Consider the following 15,553-nt stretch of genomic DNA (forward strand, 5'->3'; position numbering starts at 1 on the left):
AGAGGCCCTAACAGATCAAGGAGATGCACATGTCCGGCCACGGCACCCCTATTCCCATGAGCTCCAGCGCCTGCGGTCCCCTGACCGGTCAGGCGGATGTTCCGGGTGACAAGTCCATCTCGCACCGCTCGATCATTCTGGGCGCCATGGCCATCGGGGAAACCAAGGTCACCGGCCTGCTGGAGGGCGAGGACGTGCTGGACACCGCCAAGGCCATGCGCGCCTTTGGCGCCGAGGTAACCCGGGACGAGGACGGCACCTGGCATATCCACGGCGTCGGTGTGGGCGGCTTTGCCGAGCCCGAAAACGTGATTGATTGCGGCAACTCGGGCACCGGAGTGCGACTGATTATGGGCTGCATGGCGACCTCGCCCATCACCGCAACATTCACCGGCGATGCCAGCCTGAACAAGCGCCCAATGGCGCGTGTTACCGATCCGATCGCCCTGTTTGGCGCGCAGTCCGTGGGCCGTTCGGGCGGGCGCTTGCCGATGACCATTGTCGGCGCGGAAAATCCAGTGCCCGTGCGCTATGTGGTGCCCGTGCCCTCGGCTCAGGTGAAATCAGCGGTGCTGCTGGCGGGGCTGAACGCACCCGGCGAAACCGTGGTGATCGAAAAAGAGGCCACCCGCGATCACACCGAACGGATGCTGGCCGGTTTCGGTGCCCAGATCACCACCGAGGTCACGGACGAGGGCCGCGTTATCACCCTGACCGGCCGCCCCGAGCTGAAGCCCCAAACCATCATCGTACCTCGCGATCCCTCCAGCGCGGCTTTCCCGGTGTGTGCGGCGATCATCACGCCCGGCTCGGACGTGCTGGTACCCAACATTGGCCTGAACCCCACCCGCGCGGGCCTGTTCTATACCCTACAGGACATGGGCGCGGACCTGACCTTTGAAAACATGCGCGAAGAGGGCGGGGAGCCCGTCGCCGATCTGCGCGCGAAATTCTCGCCCGACCTGAAGGGGATTGAGGTGCCGCCCGAACGCGCCGCCAGCATGATCGACGAATACCCGATTCTGTCCGTGGTCGCCGCCTATGCCCATGGCGATACGGTGATGCGCGGCGTCAAAGAGCTTCGCGTGAAGGAATCCGACCGGATCGAGGCGATGGCCAGCGGTTTGCGCCTGAACGGGGTCGAGGTCGAGGACGGCCCCGATTGGTGGATCGTCAAGGGCCGCGGCCACGGTAACGTGCCCGGCGGCGCCACCTGCGCCAGCCATTTGGATCACCGCATCGCCATGTCCTTTCTGGTGATGGGCATGGCCAGCCAGAACCCCGTCAGCGTCGATGACGGCGGCCCGATCGCCACGTCCTTCCCCATCTTCGAGGGGCTGATGGCCGATTTGGGCGCAAAGATCGAGCGTTCGTGATGACTGGCGCCCGCAAGGCTTGGTGGGCGCTGACCTTGGTGACGGTCGCGGTCTATGTGGTGCTGGTGTCCGTGGGGCAGATGCATCTGGACACGGGCGATGGTCAACAACCCTTTGATCTGCGGGTACTGGGCTATTCTGCTGCCGAGGCGCAGGCCTATCTGGATGCGCTTCATCCCGTGCAAGTCACGTTCTACGGCGGAATTTTGCGGCTGCTGGACACCGCCTTTCCGATGCTTTTCGGGCTGTGGCTTTTCCTGTCGGCCCGCGCTTTGGACGTGCGCCCACATGTTCTGATTTGGCTGGGGCCCGCCTACGCCTTGGCAGATTTGACCGAAAACGCTTTGATCGCGCAGATATTGAAATGGCACGAGGCTCAGGTGCCCGCGGATCTGGTTGTTTGGGCCAGTGCGGCGACACAGGCCAAGTTTGTCCTGCTGGCCGTGACTTTGATCCTGCTGGGCCGCGCCGGGCTGAAGCGCTGGAAAGGCGCCTAGGGGGTGGGAACGGCGCTGGAAACCGGGCAGGTTCACGCGTAAAAGACCGAGGCAATATAACCGCCCCAAGGCCGGATGGCCCCCCGAACCAGGAGATTTGCATGCCCTTTACCATAGCCATCGACGGACCTGCAGCGGCAGGCAAGGGCACGATCTCCAAGGCGGTCGCAGCGCATTTCGGCTTTGCGCATCTGGACACGGGACTTTTGTACCGGGCGGTTGGGGCCAAGACCCTGAAAGGGGTCGACGCGATCCAGGCCGCCCGCGCGTTGACGCCCAAGGACCTTGAGGATGACAGCCTGCGCACGCCCGAGGTGGCTCAGGCCGCCAGCAAGGTTGCCGTCATCGCCGAGGTGCGCGCCGCTCTGGTGGATTTCCAGCGTGCCTTTGCGCAACGCTCGGGCGGGGCGGTTCTGGACGGGCGCGATATCGGTACCGTGATCTGTCCTGATGCCCCGGCCAAGCTGTTCGTCACCGCCAGCGCCGAGGTGCGCGCCGAACGCCGGTTTCGCGAGCTTGAGGGCAAAGGTCACCAGACCTCGTTTGCTGATGTTTTGGCCGATGTCATTGCCCGCGACGAAAGGGACATGAACCGTGCCGAGGCGCCCTTGAAACCCGCCCAGGATGCCGTCACCATCGACACATCCACGCTGACCATTGAAAAGGCCGTCGCCGCGGCCATCGACGTTATTGATCAAAAACGGAAAGACGCATGAAACTTCGCACACTTGGTAAGAACGGCCCCGAAATCTCGGCTTTGGGGATTGGGGCGATGTCCTTTTCGGAATTCTATGGCCCGACCACCGAAGAGAACTCTTTTGCCATCCTTTCGGCCGCGCTGGACGCTGGCGTGACCCACATCGACACGGCGAATGTTTATGGCATGGGCCGGTCTGAGCGCGCCATCGGTCAGTTCCTGAAGGACAACCCCGGCACGCGCGAGCAGTTCCACATTGCCACCAAGGCCGCGATCACCAAGGACGAAAACGGCGATCGCTGCTTCAAGAACTCGCTTGAGCATCTGGAAAGCGAGCTGGACAAGAGCCTGGAGAAGCTGGGTGTTGACTGCGTTGACCTGTTTTATGTGCACCGTCGTCAGGCCGACATGCCGATCGAAGAGGTCGCCGGACACATGAATGTTCTGAAACAGAAGGGCAAGATCAAGGCAATCGGCCTGTCCGAGATCGCCCCCTATACCCTGCGCCGCGCGGCCACCGAGGCTCAGATCGACGCTGTGCAGAACGAATATTCGCTGGCCACGCGCCTGCCCGAAATGGGCTTGATCCAGGCCTGCGCCGAGGTTGGGGCCAGCCTTGTTGCTTTCTCGCCCGTGGGGCGCGCGCTGCTGACTGACGATCCGATTCCACTGGAACGCATCCCCGAACTGGCCTTTTTGAAGGTGAACCCGCGCTTTATCGAGCCGAACTACAGCCTGAACCTGGCCGCCACCGACCCGCTGCGCGCCTATGCGGCTGAACTGGGCGTGCCCACCGCCGCGCTGGCCATCGCGTGGGTGCTGGCGCAGGGCGAACACATCATCGCCATCCCCGGCACGCGCTCGACCGGCCACTTTAACGAGTTGGTCACCGGCGCCAATCTGGACCTGACCGCCGAGCAGCTGGCCAAGATCGAAAAGATCCTGCCGGTCGGCTGGGCTTATGGCGACCGCTATAGTGTGGGTCAGAACGTCGGACCCGAGCGGTATTGCTAAGCCGAATCCCCTTGCCAACAAGGGGCGCAGCGTTTATATGCGCCCCGTCGACAAGGCGATAATCGCCGCAAAGTAAAGAGATCGAGCAGGGTCGGAACCAACCGGCCCTCTTTGTTTTGCGCCTCGCCCTGACCAAACCAAGACCGGCGGAGACAACCGCTCGGCCCGCAAAAACGTTTTGAAAAGGAATGAAAGCCACATGGCTAACGCAACCATGGAGGAATTCGAAGCCCTCCTGAATGAAAGCTTCGAAATGGACACCCCGGACGAGGGTTCGGTTGTCAAAGGTAAGGTCATCGCAATCGAAGCGGGCCAAGCCATCATCGACGTCGGCTACAAAATGGAAGGCCGCGTTGATCTGAAAGAATTCGCAAACCCCGGCGAAGCCCCTGAAATTGCTGTTGGCGACGAAGTCGAAGTCTTCCTGCGCGCCGCAGAAAACGCCCGTGGCGAAGCAGTTATCTCGCGTGAGATGGCCCGCCGCGAAGAAGCATGGGACCGCCTGGAAAAAGCCTACGCCAACGAAGAACGCGTCGACGGCGCCATCTTCAACCGCGTCAAAGGCGGCTTCACCGTGGATCTGGGTGGCGCAGTTGCGTTCCTGCCCGGTTCGCAAGTTGACGTCCGCCCCGTGCGCGACGCTGGCCCGCTGATGGGTCTGAAGCAGCCCTTCCAGATCCTGAAAATGGACCGTCGTCGTGGCAACATCGTTGTGTCGCGCCGCGCCATCCTGGAAGAATCGCGTGCCGAACAGCGCGCCGAAGTCATCGGCAACCTGTCCGAAGGTCAGGCAGTTGACGGTGTGGTCAAGAACATCACCGAATACGGTGCATTCGTTGACCTGGGCGGTGTTGACGGCCTGCTGCACGTCACCGACATGGCATGGCGCCGTGTGAACCACCCCAGCGAAATCCTGTCGATCGGTGAAACTGTCAAAGTACAGGTCATCAAGATCAACAAGGATACCCACCGCATCAGCCTGGGCATGAAACAGCTGCAAGAAGATCCGTGGGATCTGGTTGCCGCCAAGTTCCCGCTGGAATCGGTGCACAAAGGCCGCGTGACCAACATCACCGACTATGGTGCATTCGTCGAGCTGGAGCCCGGTGTCGAAGGTCTGGTCCACGTTTCGGAAATGTCCTGGACCAAGAAAAACGTCCACCCCGGCAAGATCGTTTCGACCAGCCAGGAAGTCGACGTCATGGTTCTGGAAATCGACGCCGCCAAGCGTCGCGTTTCGCTGGGCCTGAAACAGACCATGCGCAACCCCTGGGAAGTGTTTGCAGAAACCCACCCCGAGGGCACCGAAGTCGAAGGCGAAGTCAAGAACATCACCGAATTCGGTCTGTTCATCGGCCTGCCCGGCGAAATCGACGGTATGGTTCACCTGTCCGACCTGTCCTGGGACGAGCGCGGCGAGGAAGCCATCCAGAACTACCGCAAAGGCGACGTGGTTCAGGCGGTTGTCTCCGAGGTTGATGTCGACAAAGAGCGTATCTCGCTGTCGATCAAAGCCCTGGGTGGCGACAAGTTCGCCGAAGCAACCGGCGGCGTTAAGCGCGGCTCGATCGTGACCGTCAACGTCACCGCCATCGAAGACGGCGGCATTGAGGTCGAATACGAAGGCATGAAATCGTTCATCCGTCGTTCCGACCTGTCGCGTGATCGTGCCGAACAGCGCCCCGAGCGTTTCTCGGTTGGCGACAAGGTCGACGTTCGCGTCACCAACGTCGACATGAAGTCGCGCCGTCTGGGTCTGTCGATCAAAGCACGCGAGATCGCCGAAGAGAAAGAGGCCGTTGCACAGTACGGTTCCTCGGACTCGGGTGCCTCGCTGGGCGACATTCTGGGCGCCGCGCTGAAAGGCGACGACGAGTAAGCCTTTCGGTCTGACCGAAATATCGAACCCCGCAGCCGCCTGGTTGCGGGGTTTTTTCATGCCGAATCAACCGGTGCAACAGCGCCGCGGCGGGCCAAAACCGGCGCCATCTGCCCTCTGATCGCGCTTCTGGGCCAATTTATGTTGAGAATTTAGATGGTTAGGCGGCCATTTCTGGCTATTTGCGAAAGCTTCTTGTTCACCTGATGCGACTTTCTTTCTATAGTCACGGGTATTGATGGGGGCATTAGCCAATTTACCTGGGGGAGGTCGCCGATGATCCGATCGGAGCTCATTCAAAAGATTTTCGAGGAAAACCAGGACCGGAGTTCCGAGAACCAGCTGACCATGCGCGACGCTGAGAAAATCGTTAATACTATTTTCGACGAGATCACCGGAGCGATGGCTAAGGGTGATCGCGTGGAACTGCGCGGCTTCGGCGCGTTTTCGGTCAAGAAACGGGATGCTAGGGTTGGGCGTAACCCGCGCACCGGCGAGTCGGTGGAAGTCGAAGAAAAGCATGTGCCTTTCTTCAAAACCGGTAAATTGCTGCGCGATCGTCTGAACTCGAAATAATAGGGTGCTCATGCGCTATTTTCGCTATGCTTTCCTCGCTGCTTTGGGCGTGGTCCTGATCACTGTTGCCGTGGCCAACCGCGGGATGGTGACACTGACCGTGCTGCCCGAACCGCTGGCCGAGGTTCTGAACGTGAACTTCTCGATCCAGTTACCGCTGTTCGCGGTGATCTTTGGCGGCATCGTGGCCGGCCTGCTGATCGGGTTCGTTTGGGAATGGCTGCGCGAGCATAAACACCGGGCCACCGCCGTCCGCAAAGAGCGCGAAGTGCACGACCTGCAGCGCAAGCTGAAGCGAGAGCAGCGCAAGGCGGTGGAAACCGGACAGCAGGACGAGGTTCTGGCCCTGCTGGACAGCAAATCCTGAGCCCATGCCACAGGATATCAAGGTTAAGATTTGCGGGCTAAGTCAGCCCGAACATGTGCACGCGGCCGCTGATGCGGGTGCGGCTTATGTGGGCTTTGTGTTTTTCCCGAAGTCGCCGCGCAATGTATCGATCGAACTGGCCCGAGATCTGGCCGTCGAGGCGCCGCTGGGCTTGGCCAAGGTCGCTTTGACCGTGAATGCCGATGACGCCGCGCTGGATGCGATCATGGACGCGGTGCCGCTGGATATGTTGCAGCTTCATGGCAAGGAAACCCCCGAGCGCGTGGCGGAAATTCGTGCGCGCTATGGTCTGCCGGTTATGAAGGCCATTGGCATCTCGGAAGAGGCGGACCTGGAGCAGATCAGCCTGTACGGTGGAGTGGCCGACCAGCTGCTGGTGGACGCCAAGGCGCCCAAGGGGGCCGATCTGCCAGGGGGAAACGGGCTTTCGTTCGACTGGCGTCTGGTGAACCGCAAGTATTGGCCGCGTCCGTGGATGTTGGCCGGAGGGCTGACGCCCGATAACGTGGCTCTTGCTGTACAGATGACGGGCGCGCGCCAGGTTGATGTGTCCTCGGGCGTGGAAAGCGCGCCGGGGGTCAAGGATACCGCACTGATCCGCGCCTTTGTGCAGGCCGCGCTGGCGTGATCTGATCCATTCGGGCCGCGGCGCCGTAATAACATAGGTGCACAAAGGATGGGTTTTGCCGGTTTGCATCGGCAAAAAGGGCATATTGCATTGAATTGCCCCGCACTGCCCCTTATGCACGACATGTCAATTTCCACCCGATCGAGAGGGAGCCGCATGGCCGACGATCTATTCAACAGCTTCATGAATGCCCCTGACGAAAAGGGCCGCTTCGGCCAGTTCGGCGGGCGTTTTGTTTCGGAAACCTTGATGCCTCTGATCCTGTCATTGGAAGAGGAATACGAGAGGGCCAAAACCGACGAGACGTTCTGGGCCGAAATGGATGATCTGTGGAAACACTATGTGGGTCGTCCCTCGCCGCTGTATTTCGCCAAGGGCATGACCGAACGGTTGGGCGGGGCGAAAATCTATCTCAAGCGGGACGAGCTGAACCACACCGGCGCCCACAAGATCAACAATGTGCTGGGGCAGATTCTGCTGGCCAAACGCATGGGCAAGAACCGGATCATCGCCGAAACCGGCGCGGGTCAGCACGGGGTCGCCACGGCAACCGTCTGCGCCAAGTTCGGCCTGAAATGCGTTGTCTACATGGGTGCGCATGATGTTGAACGTCAGGCCCCCAACGTGTTCCGCATGCGCCTGCTGGGTGCCGAGGTGGTGCCTGTGACCTCGGGTCGGGGCACGCTGAAAGACGCGATGAACGACGCGCTGCGCGACTGGGTGACCAACGTGCGCGACACTTTCTATTGTATCGGCACCGCTGCGGGCCCTGCGCCCTATCCGGCGATGGTGCGCGATTTCCAGTCGATCATCGGCAAAGAGGTCCGCTGGCAACTGGCCGAACAAGAAGGCGAGGGGCGTCTGCCCGATACCGTCATCGCGGCCATTGGCGGTGGCTCGAATGCGATCGGGCTGTTTTATGACTTCCTGAACGACGATCAGGTCAAGATCATCGGCGTCGAGGCTGGCGGCAAGGGCGTGAACGACGAGATGGAGCATTGTGCCTCGCTGACCGGTGGTCGTCCCGGTGTGCTGCACGGCAACCGCACCTACCTGCTGCAGGACGATGACGGGCAGATCCTTGAAGGCCACTCGATTTCGGCCGGTCTGGACTATCCCGGTATCGGCCCCGAGCACAGCTGGCTGCATGATATCGGCCGTGCCGAGTATGTCTATATCACCGACAAAGAAGCGCTGGAGGCGTTCCAGTTCTCTTGTACCACCGAGGGGATTATCCCCGCGCTGGAGCCCTGCCATGCACTGGCCCACGTGATGAAGATCGCGCCTGAACTGCCCAAGGACCACATCATCGTCATGAACATGTGTGGACGCGGCGACAAGGACATCTTTACCGTCGCCAAACATCTGGGCGTGGACATCAATACTGGCGATTAATTCCCGCTGAATAGAATGAAACCCCTGCCACTGGCAGGGGTTTTTCTGTTTTGGGCTTTCACATATGCGATATGAACGGGTGTTTTATCCACAAAGGACCACGGATGACTGTTCCATATGTGATTTTTTGTGGATAACTTAGCCGCTTGGGTCCAGCGCGTGTTCCTGCAAGATTTCCAGGCGCACGATGTCCAGCGCCGCCACATGGGTGGCGGCCAGGTTGACCTGCGGCGCGCAGCCTTCGTCATGGGCTTGCAGGAAACGCGCCGCGCACAGGCACCACTGATCTCCCGCTTTGAGGCCTTCAAAGCCGAATTCTGGTCGCGGGGTGCTTAGATCGTTGCCGACGTACTTGGAATAGGCCAGAAACTCGTCCGTCATTACCGCGCAAACCGTGTGGCTGCCGGTGTCCTGCGCGCAGCTGTTGCAGTGACCGTCGCGGAAGAAACCTGTCACAGGGTCCGCCGAGCATGCCTTAAGAGGGCGCCCCAAGACATTGATTGAGGGGTATTTTTCCATGTCTCGCTCCGATCCGCTGCAGAGGGTCTGCACGAGTAGTGGAGCATAGGCAGGGCCTGTCTCGCAAGTCCTAGCTGAATTTGTCCATCAGCTTCTGCATGGGGCTGCGAGTGTCCTCGGGCGGTGTTTCAGCGGCGGGCTTGGGCTGTGCCTTGGGTTTGGGCTTGGAGGACCGCGGTGGGGCGGTGCGCTGCGCCACGGCATTCAGGAAACGCGAGCTGTCGCCTTGGGCCAGTTTGCCGGCCCCGTCGCTGATACCGCGCTGCAGGTCATCCAGCCAATCCTGATCGGCCTTAGCGAAATCCGCCAGAACATATCCCGAGACGCGGTCCTTGTGGCCAGGATGGCCAATGCCCAGCCGCACACGGGCATAGTCGGCACCGATATGCTGGTGGATCGAACGCAGCCCGTTGTGGCCTGCATGGCCGCCACCCTGCTTGACGCGGCATTTGCCAGGGGCAAGGTCCAGCTCGTCATGAAAGACGGTGACGTCAGCAGGGGTCAGCTTAAAGAAACGCATCGCCTCGCCGACGGATTGTCCGGACAGGTTCATGAAGGTCTCTGGCTTCAGCAGCAGCACCTTTTCGCCATCCAGCTTGCCCTCGGTCAACTGGCCCTGAAACTTCGAGCGCCAGGGCGCAAAGCCGTGATCCTCGGCGATGCGGTCCAGCACCATAAACCCGATGTTATGGCGGTTGCCTGCGTATTTCGAGCCAGGATTGCCCAGGCCGACCCAAAGCTGCATGTCCGTTCCCCTGTTGCGGTTGCGCGCAGATTATTGGCGCGCTCCGCGATTGTCCATAAAATGCAAAAGGCGCGACCCATGGGGCCGCGCCTGATACTGTCCCCCAGTGGGGAGAGCAGATTATTCCTCTGCGGCAGGGGCCTCTTCGCCACCTTCTTCGGCTTCGTTTTCTTCCGAACGCAGACCCGACGGGGCCGAGATGTTCGCGATGACGAAGTCACGGTCGATGGTCGGCTTGGCGCCTTCGGGCAGGGTCACGTCGCTGATGTGCAGCACGTCGCCAACTTCGGCGTTCGCCAGGTCAACGGTGATGTGATCAGGGATCTCACCGGCCAGCACTTCCAGCTCAACTTCGGGGCGCACGATGGTCAGCACGCCGCCTTTTTTGATGCCAGGGCAGGTTTCCTGGTTCGCGAAATCAACGTGGATGAACAGGTTGATGCGCGAGGTACGACGCAGGCGCATGAAATCCACGTGGGTCGGCAGGTCTTTGACAACGTCGCGCTGGACGTCGCGGCAGATCACGCGAACGTCTTCCTGGCCGTCAACTTTCATGTTGAACAGGGTCGACTTGAAGCGACCGGCTTTCAGGCGCTTGAATAGCTCGTTGAACGGAACGCTAATGGGCAGCGGCTCTGCGTCGCCTCCAAAAACGATTCCGGGCACTTTGCCCTCGCGACGTGCCTGACGAGCGGCGCCCTTGCCTGTCCCCGTCCGGGCCTCGGCGTGAAGATCAGGAATAGATCCAGCCATGGTAATTCTCCTAAGTTTGGTTTCGGGGATCCTCCAAGGCTGTATCCCCGCATGAAGCCGCGCGTATAGACGAGTCTGTGGCGTTTGGAAAGGCCCTATTTTGCAAGGGCCTTTGCTTATTGCCAGCGGCCTTCGAAATCCTCAGGGATCATCAGGATCGAGCGGTCCAGCTCGGCCACGTTCCGGCGCCCGCACAGGGCCATCGAGGTGTCGAATTCCTTGTGCAGCACCTCAAGCGCCTTTGTCACGCCGGCCTGACCCATCGCGCCCAGCCCATAGATGAACGAGCGGCCGATATAGGTACCCTTGGCGCCCATCGCGACGGCCTTGAGGATGTCCTGACCCGAGCGAATGCCGCTGTCCAGGTGAACCTCGACCTGATCGCCCACCGCGTCCAAAATCGACGGCAGCGCCTTGATCGAGCTGATCGCCCCGTCCAATTGCCGCCCACCGTGGTTGGACACCACGATGGCATCCGCGCCGACCTGCAGCGCCATTTTCGCGTCGTCTGCGTCCAGAATCCCCTTGAGGATCACCGGTCCGCCCCACATTTCCTTGATCGCAGCAATCTTGCCCCAATCCAGCGTGGGATCGAACTGTTCCGCCGTCCAGGCCCCCAGGTCCGCCGCGTCCGAGATTCCCTCGACATGGCCAACCACATTGCCGAAATGCCGCCGTTTGGCGCCCAGCATGCCAATCCCCCAACGCCACTTTGTCATCAGGTTGGCAATGGTGGCCGGCGTCAGCTTGGGCGGGGCAGACAGGCCGTTTTTCAGGTCCTTGTGTCGCTGACCCAGGATCTGCAGGTCCAGCGTGATCACCAGCGCTGAACATTTCGCCGCCTTCGCCCGTTCAATCAGACGGCGCAAATAGTCCTGATCCTTCATCGTGTACAGCTGGAACCAGAAGGGTTTGGTGGTCGCCTCGGCCACATCCTCGATCGAGTTGATCGACATCGTGGACAGGGTGAAGGGCACGCCAAACGCCTCGGCAGCGCGGGCGGCTTTGATCTCGCCATCTGCATGCTGCATTCCAGTCAGCCCCACCGGCGCCAGTGCCACAGGCAAGGACACGTCCTGTCCGATCATCTGCGTTGCGGTCGAGCGCCCCGACATATCCACCGCCACGCGCTGACGCAGGCGGATCTGGTCAAAATCGCTGGTGTTCTCGCGAAAGGTCTGCTCGGTCCAGCTACCGCTTTCCGCGTAATCAAAGAACATTCGCGGCACGCGACGTTCGTACAGGCGCTTAAGATCGTCGATACAGGTGATGACGGGCATGACAGGGACCTTTTTGCTTATATTGGTGAGATTTCCTTACCAATATGGCGCGTAGGGTGCAATCCCAAATACCGTTGCCCCCTGCGACGGATTGCGACACTCTGAGCAAAGCTGAAAGGAGGCCAGCATGTTTTTCGACGATTTACCTGTGGGGTTCACCTTTGAAACGGGGACGCGACAGATCCCGCTGGAAGAGATGTTGGAGTTCGCTAAAAAGTACGATCCGCAACCCTTTCACATCAGCGAAGAAGCCGCCAAGGACACGATCTATGGCGGGCTGATTGGTAGCGGGTTTCAAACCATGGTCGTTGGTTTCTTGCTGACGCTCGACGCAAATATCTGGAACGAAGCCTCGCTGGGATCGCCCGGAATTGACAATCTGCGCTGGTTAAAACCTGTCCGTCCCGGAGATACCCTTCAAGTGAAGGCCGAGGTGATCGGATCCGAACCTTCCAAAAGCCGCGCCGACATCGGGCGAACACAGGTGCGCTATGACACCTTTAATCAGGATGGTGATAAGGTCATGACCTACACGACCACCCACATTCTGCGGCGAAATCTAGGGTAGGGCGCACGGGATACGCCCAGCAGAATCAGGCGCGGTGGGCGCCGTCGGCCAGGGATTTGACGAAGTCCAGCACTTCGCTGACAGGTTTGCCCGAGGCCAGCTCGCCCACGATGGCCGAGCCAACAACACAGCCGTCAGCCACACTGGCAATGGATTCCGAAGTCTCGGGCGAGCGGATGCCAAAGCCCACGATGACCGGAAGATCGGTCTTGGCCTTGATGCGGGCCACTTCGGGGGCCACGTCTGTGGCCTGGGCGGCTGCGGCACCGGTGATCCCGGTGATCGAGACATAATAGACGAAGCCGCTGGTGTTCTGCAGCACCTTGGGCAGGCGCTTGTCATCGGTCGTTGGCGTGGCCAGGCGGATAAAGTTCAGCCCGGCCTTTTGCGCGGGAATGCACAGCTCTTCGTCTTCTTCGGGGGGCAGGTCCACGACGATCAGCCCGTCAATGCCCGCCTCTTTCGCGTCCACCAGGAACTTGTCCACGCCGCGATTGAAGATCGGGTTGTAATAGCCCATCAGAACGATCGGGGTCGTGTCGTCGCCCTTGCGGAATTCCGTCGCCATATCCAGCGTCTTTTGCAGGGTCTGACCCGCCTCGAGCGCGCGTTGACCGGCCAGCTGGATGGTGGGGCCATCGGCCATAGGGTCAGTAAAGGGCAGGCCCAGCTCGATCACGTCAACGCCTGCGTCGGGCAGGCCCTTCAGCACCTCCAAAGAGGTGTCATAATCGGGATCGCCCGCCATGATATAGGCGACGAAGGCTTTCTTGCCTGCTGCGTTCAACTCGGCGAACTTGGCGTCGATGCGTGTCATACCGGGATCCCTATTCTGTCCTTCGCCCCGATGTGCCGCAAAAGGGGCCGGAACTCAATGGCTGGAACGCGCGAAAAGCGCAATTTCCATGGGCCGCAGCGGGGTGAGCGGCCTTGCCATGCAGGCGCGCCCGTTCTAAGAGCGGCCAACTGGAATTTTTATCGGATCAGACATCTGATCACACGGAGGCCGCAGATGGGTTTCAAGATGGGTATTGTCGGGTTGCCGAACGTGGGCAAATCGACCCTGTTCAACGCGCTGACGAAAACGGCGGCGGCACAGGCGGCGAACTTTCCTTTCTGCACGATTGAACCGAATGTCGGTGATGTGGCCGTGCCCGATGCGCGTCTGGATACCTTGGCAAAGATTGCTGGCTCCAAGCAGATCATCCCCACCCGGATGACCTTTGTTGATATCGCCGGTCTGGTCAAAGGCGCCTCGAAAGGCGAGGGCCTGGGCAACCAGTTTCTGGCCAACATCCGTGAAACCGACGCAATCGCTCATGTGCTGCGCTGCTTCGAGGATGGCGACGTGACCCATGTGGACGGTCGTGTGGACCCAGTGGCGGATGCCGAAACCATCGAGACTGAGCTGATGCTGGCCGACCTGGAATCGATCGAAAAGCGCCGCGCCAACCTGGTGCGCAAGCTGAAGGGCAACGACAAAGAGGCCAAGGATCAGGATCGCCTGCTGGCCGCAGCCCAAGAGATGCTGGAGAACGGCAAACCCGCCCGTCTGGTCGAAGTGGACGCCGAGGATCGCAAGACCTGGGGTCAGCTGCAGCTGCTGACGACCAAGCCGGTTCTCTATGTCTGCAATGTTGGTGAATCCGAGGCTGCCGAAGGCAATGACTATTCCGCCAAGGTTGCCGCGATGGCAGCTGAGCAGGGCAATTCTCACGTGATCATCTCGGCCCAGATCGAAGAAGAAATCAGCCAGCTGGACGATGACGAAGCCGCCATGTTCCTTGAGGAAATGGGTCTGGAAGAGGCCGGTCTGGATCGCCTGATCCGCGCAGGATACGAGTTGCTGCACCTGGAAACCTACTTCACCGTAGGCCCCAAAGAGGCTCGCGCATGGACGATCCGTGTCGGCACTATGGCTCCGCAGGCCGCAGGTGTGATCCACGGTGACTTTGAAAAGGGTTTCATCCGCGCCGAAACCATCGCCTATGACGACTATGTCGCTTGTGGCGGCGAGGCCAAAGCCCGCGAAACCGGCAAGCTGCGCGCCGAAGGCAAGGGCTATGTCGTGCAGGATGGCGATGTCATGCACTTCCTCTTCAATACCTGATTTTCTCGCCTCTGACGGGTATTTCCTGTCAGAACGGCACGGTTTTGGGCCAAATCATAGGCAAACCGACGCAAATGCACCGGTTTTTGCGCTGCTGTGCAGCATGTTTGTTTGTTTTGGTCCGGACCTGTGGGACAAAAGGGTGACGGGATTTCCCGTGTGAAAGCATTCTAAATGTTGGAGAGACATTATGAAGAAATTTACTATTGCCGCTGCTGCGGCCCTGACTTTGGCCGCAGCCGCACCGGCCGTCGCGGATACCGCCACCACTGACGACCCCTTTGTGTCGACCCAGGGTGCACTGAACTTGGGTGGTCCTAATCTGCTTCTCGTTGGTACGCTGGTTACCATTGTGGCCGTTGCCTCGGGTGGCGACACCTAAGTCGTCCACAAACAGAATAGAAAAAGGCGCGAAACCAATCGCGCCTTTTTTCGTTTTCCATGGGTGGGGCCGTTAGCGCCGCAGCACCTTGACCTCGGCATAGCCGAGACCTGCACCGATCCATTGGGTTGAACTGACGATCAGTCCCGCACGATCCACCTGATAGACATTGGTGAACTTGGTCGCACCGGCCACGCAATTCTCGGTCACTTCGGTTGGGGCTGCGCTGACGGCGCCCTGTTTGACCTGACCAGATCCGGTGATGAAGGTCTCGCAGCTGAAGGTCTGTCGGATGGTCTCGCCAGCGCCGTTCAGATGTTCCATAGCGCGGGTGCTTGTGCCGCTGCGCCGACCACTTATCAGGGCAAGGCTGTCCCCGGTCACCGAGGCCATAAGGTCATTGCCCAGCCCGCGGGTGGCCGTGATCATTCCGTTGCGGAAGGTGATCGTCTGGCGCGAGGCCGTCGCATAGGTGCGATAGCCGCGATTGGTTTCGATCTGCAGCATAAGCGCCGAGACGCTGTTGCTTCCGCCCAGCTTCACCTGAACCACTGGGGTTGGGGCGGTCTGTTGCAGGACCGCAGTCAGGTTCGCCTGCGCAGGTGCCGCCGGGGCGGACTTTTTCGCGGGGACCAGCGATTTAAGCGAGGCCTTGAAATCGAACGACGTTCCCGTGTTCGAGCACCCGGCGATCAGCAGGGCGGCCAGACAGGCCAGGGCGGGACGTATAAGCTTGGGCATGCAGG

Annotated in this window: 18 protein-coding genes; 12 read left to right on the forward strand and 6 right to left on the reverse strand. The window is 60.3% G+C overall.

Annotated elements, in window-relative coordinates:
* Positions 1–29 precede the first annotated feature (29 nt).
* The 9 genes from aroA to trpB all read left to right on the forward strand — a co-directional run bounded on the left by aroA (position 30) and on the right by trpB (position 8,450).
* Complete coding sequence (aroA, locus tag ACOQOQ_RS09220; RefSeq protein ID WP_420566702.1) at positions 30–1,376, forward strand: 3-phosphoshikimate 1-carboxyvinyltransferase; 1,347 nt, start codon at positions 30–32, stop codon at positions 1,374–1,376.
* The gene (locus tag ACOQOQ_RS09225; RefSeq protein WP_420566703.1) at positions 1,376–1,873 is read left to right on the forward strand and encodes a hypothetical protein; all 498 of its coding nucleotides are present in this window, start codon (positions 1,376–1,378) and stop codon (positions 1,871–1,873) included. The genes aroA and ACOQOQ_RS09225 overlap by 1 nt, the downstream gene beginning before the upstream one ends.
* Before the next feature lie 101 nt (positions 1,874–1,974).
* The gene (gene cmk, locus ACOQOQ_RS09230; protein WP_420566704.1) at positions 1,975–2,589 is read left to right on the forward strand and encodes a (d)CMP kinase; all 615 of its coding nucleotides are present in this window, start codon (positions 1,975–1,977) and stop codon (positions 2,587–2,589) included.
* Positions 2,586–3,584: an aldo/keto reductase gene (locus ACOQOQ_RS09235; protein ID WP_420566705.1), complete on the forward strand. Its 999-nt coding sequence runs from the start codon at positions 2,586–2,588 to the stop codon at positions 3,582–3,584. Before cmk ends, ACOQOQ_RS09235 begins: the two co-directional genes overlap by 4 nt.
* 199 nt (positions 3,585–3,783) lie before the next feature.
* Positions 3,784–5,463, forward strand: coding sequence for a 30S ribosomal protein S1 (rpsA, locus tag ACOQOQ_RS09240; RefSeq protein WP_420566706.1), 1,680 nt, complete (start codon positions 3,784–3,786; stop codon positions 5,461–5,463).
* A gap of 276 nt (positions 5,464–5,739) precedes the next feature.
* Positions 5,740–6,039: an integration host factor subunit beta gene (gene ihfB / locus ACOQOQ_RS09245; protein ID WP_420566707.1), complete on the forward strand. Its 300-nt coding sequence runs from the start codon at positions 5,740–5,742 to the stop codon at positions 6,037–6,039.
* Between the two features lie 10 nt (positions 6,040–6,049).
* Positions 6,050–6,406 (forward strand): lipopolysaccharide assembly protein LapA domain-containing protein, encoded by a 357-nt coding sequence (locus ACOQOQ_RS09250; protein WP_420566708.1) that lies wholly within the window; start codon positions 6,050–6,052, stop codon positions 6,404–6,406.
* 4 nt (positions 6,407–6,410) lie between these two features.
* Positions 6,411–7,055, forward strand: coding sequence for a phosphoribosylanthranilate isomerase (locus ACOQOQ_RS09255; protein WP_420566709.1), 645 nt, complete (start codon positions 6,411–6,413; stop codon positions 7,053–7,055).
* A gap of 156 nt (positions 7,056–7,211) precedes the next feature.
* Positions 7,212–8,450: a tryptophan synthase subunit beta gene (gene trpB, locus ACOQOQ_RS09260; protein ID WP_420566710.1), complete on the forward strand. Its 1,239-nt coding sequence runs from the start codon at positions 7,212–7,214 to the stop codon at positions 8,448–8,450.
* A 138-nt stretch (positions 8,451–8,588) separates the two neighbouring features.
* On the opposite strand, the gene ACOQOQ_RS09265 is transcribed toward trpB, so the two are convergent.
* From ACOQOQ_RS09265 to ACOQOQ_RS09280, 4 genes are all read right to left on the reverse strand, one after another.
* On the reverse strand, positions 8,589–8,969 hold the full coding sequence (locus tag ACOQOQ_RS09265) for a DUF2237 family protein (RefSeq protein ID WP_420566711.1): 381 nt from the start codon (positions 8,967–8,969) through the stop codon (positions 8,589–8,591).
* Between the two features lie 70 nt (positions 8,970–9,039).
* Positions 9,040–9,714: an aminoacyl-tRNA hydrolase gene (gene pth, locus ACOQOQ_RS09270; RefSeq protein WP_420566712.1), complete on the reverse strand. Its 675-nt coding sequence runs from the start codon at positions 9,712–9,714 to the stop codon at positions 9,040–9,042.
* A gap of 120 nt (positions 9,715–9,834) precedes the next feature.
* Positions 9,835–10,467, reverse strand: coding sequence for a 50S ribosomal protein L25/general stress protein Ctc (locus ACOQOQ_RS09275; protein ID WP_420566713.1), 633 nt, complete (start codon positions 10,465–10,467; stop codon positions 9,835–9,837).
* A 116-nt stretch (positions 10,468–10,583) separates the two neighbouring features.
* A complete protein-coding gene (locus ACOQOQ_RS09280) occupies positions 10,584–11,747 on the reverse strand; it encodes an alpha-hydroxy acid oxidase (RefSeq protein ID WP_420566714.1) in 1,164 nt (387 codons plus the stop codon).
* Positions 11,748–11,874: 127 nt separating this feature from the next.
* Between ACOQOQ_RS09280 and ACOQOQ_RS09285 the strand changes: the two genes are divergently transcribed.
* A complete protein-coding gene (locus tag ACOQOQ_RS09285) occupies positions 11,875–12,315 on the forward strand; it encodes a MaoC family dehydratase (RefSeq protein WP_420566715.1) in 441 nt (146 codons plus the stop codon).
* A 25-nt stretch (positions 12,316–12,340) separates the two neighbouring features.
* On the opposite strand, the gene trpA is transcribed toward ACOQOQ_RS09285, so the two are convergent.
* Positions 12,341–13,132, reverse strand: coding sequence for a tryptophan synthase subunit alpha (gene trpA, locus ACOQOQ_RS09290; protein WP_420566716.1), 792 nt, complete (start codon positions 13,130–13,132; stop codon positions 12,341–12,343).
* A gap of 195 nt (positions 13,133–13,327) precedes the next feature.
* Between trpA and ychF the strand changes: the two genes are divergently transcribed.
* On the forward strand, positions 13,328–14,425 hold the full coding sequence (gene ychF / locus ACOQOQ_RS09295; protein ID WP_420566717.1) for a redox-regulated ATPase YchF: 1,098 nt from the start codon (positions 13,328–13,330) through the stop codon (positions 14,423–14,425).
* Positions 14,426–14,615: 190 nt separating this feature from the next.
* Positions 14,616–14,807: a hypothetical protein gene (locus tag ACOQOQ_RS09300; protein WP_420566718.1), complete on the forward strand. Its 192-nt coding sequence runs from the start codon at positions 14,616–14,618 to the stop codon at positions 14,805–14,807.
* Positions 14,808–14,879: 72 nt separating this feature from the next.
* Here ACOQOQ_RS09300 and ACOQOQ_RS09305 read toward each other — a convergent pair whose 3' ends face one another.
* Positions 14,880–15,548 (reverse strand): YjbF family lipoprotein, encoded by a 669-nt coding sequence (locus ACOQOQ_RS09305; RefSeq protein WP_420566719.1) that lies wholly within the window; start codon positions 15,546–15,548, stop codon positions 14,880–14,882.
* Between the last annotated feature and the right edge of the window lie 5 nt (positions 15,549–15,553).

This window comes from Thalassovita sp., from assembly GCF_965218685.1.
GTDB lineage: Bacteria > Pseudomonadota > Alphaproteobacteria > Rhodobacterales > Rhodobacteraceae > Thalassobius.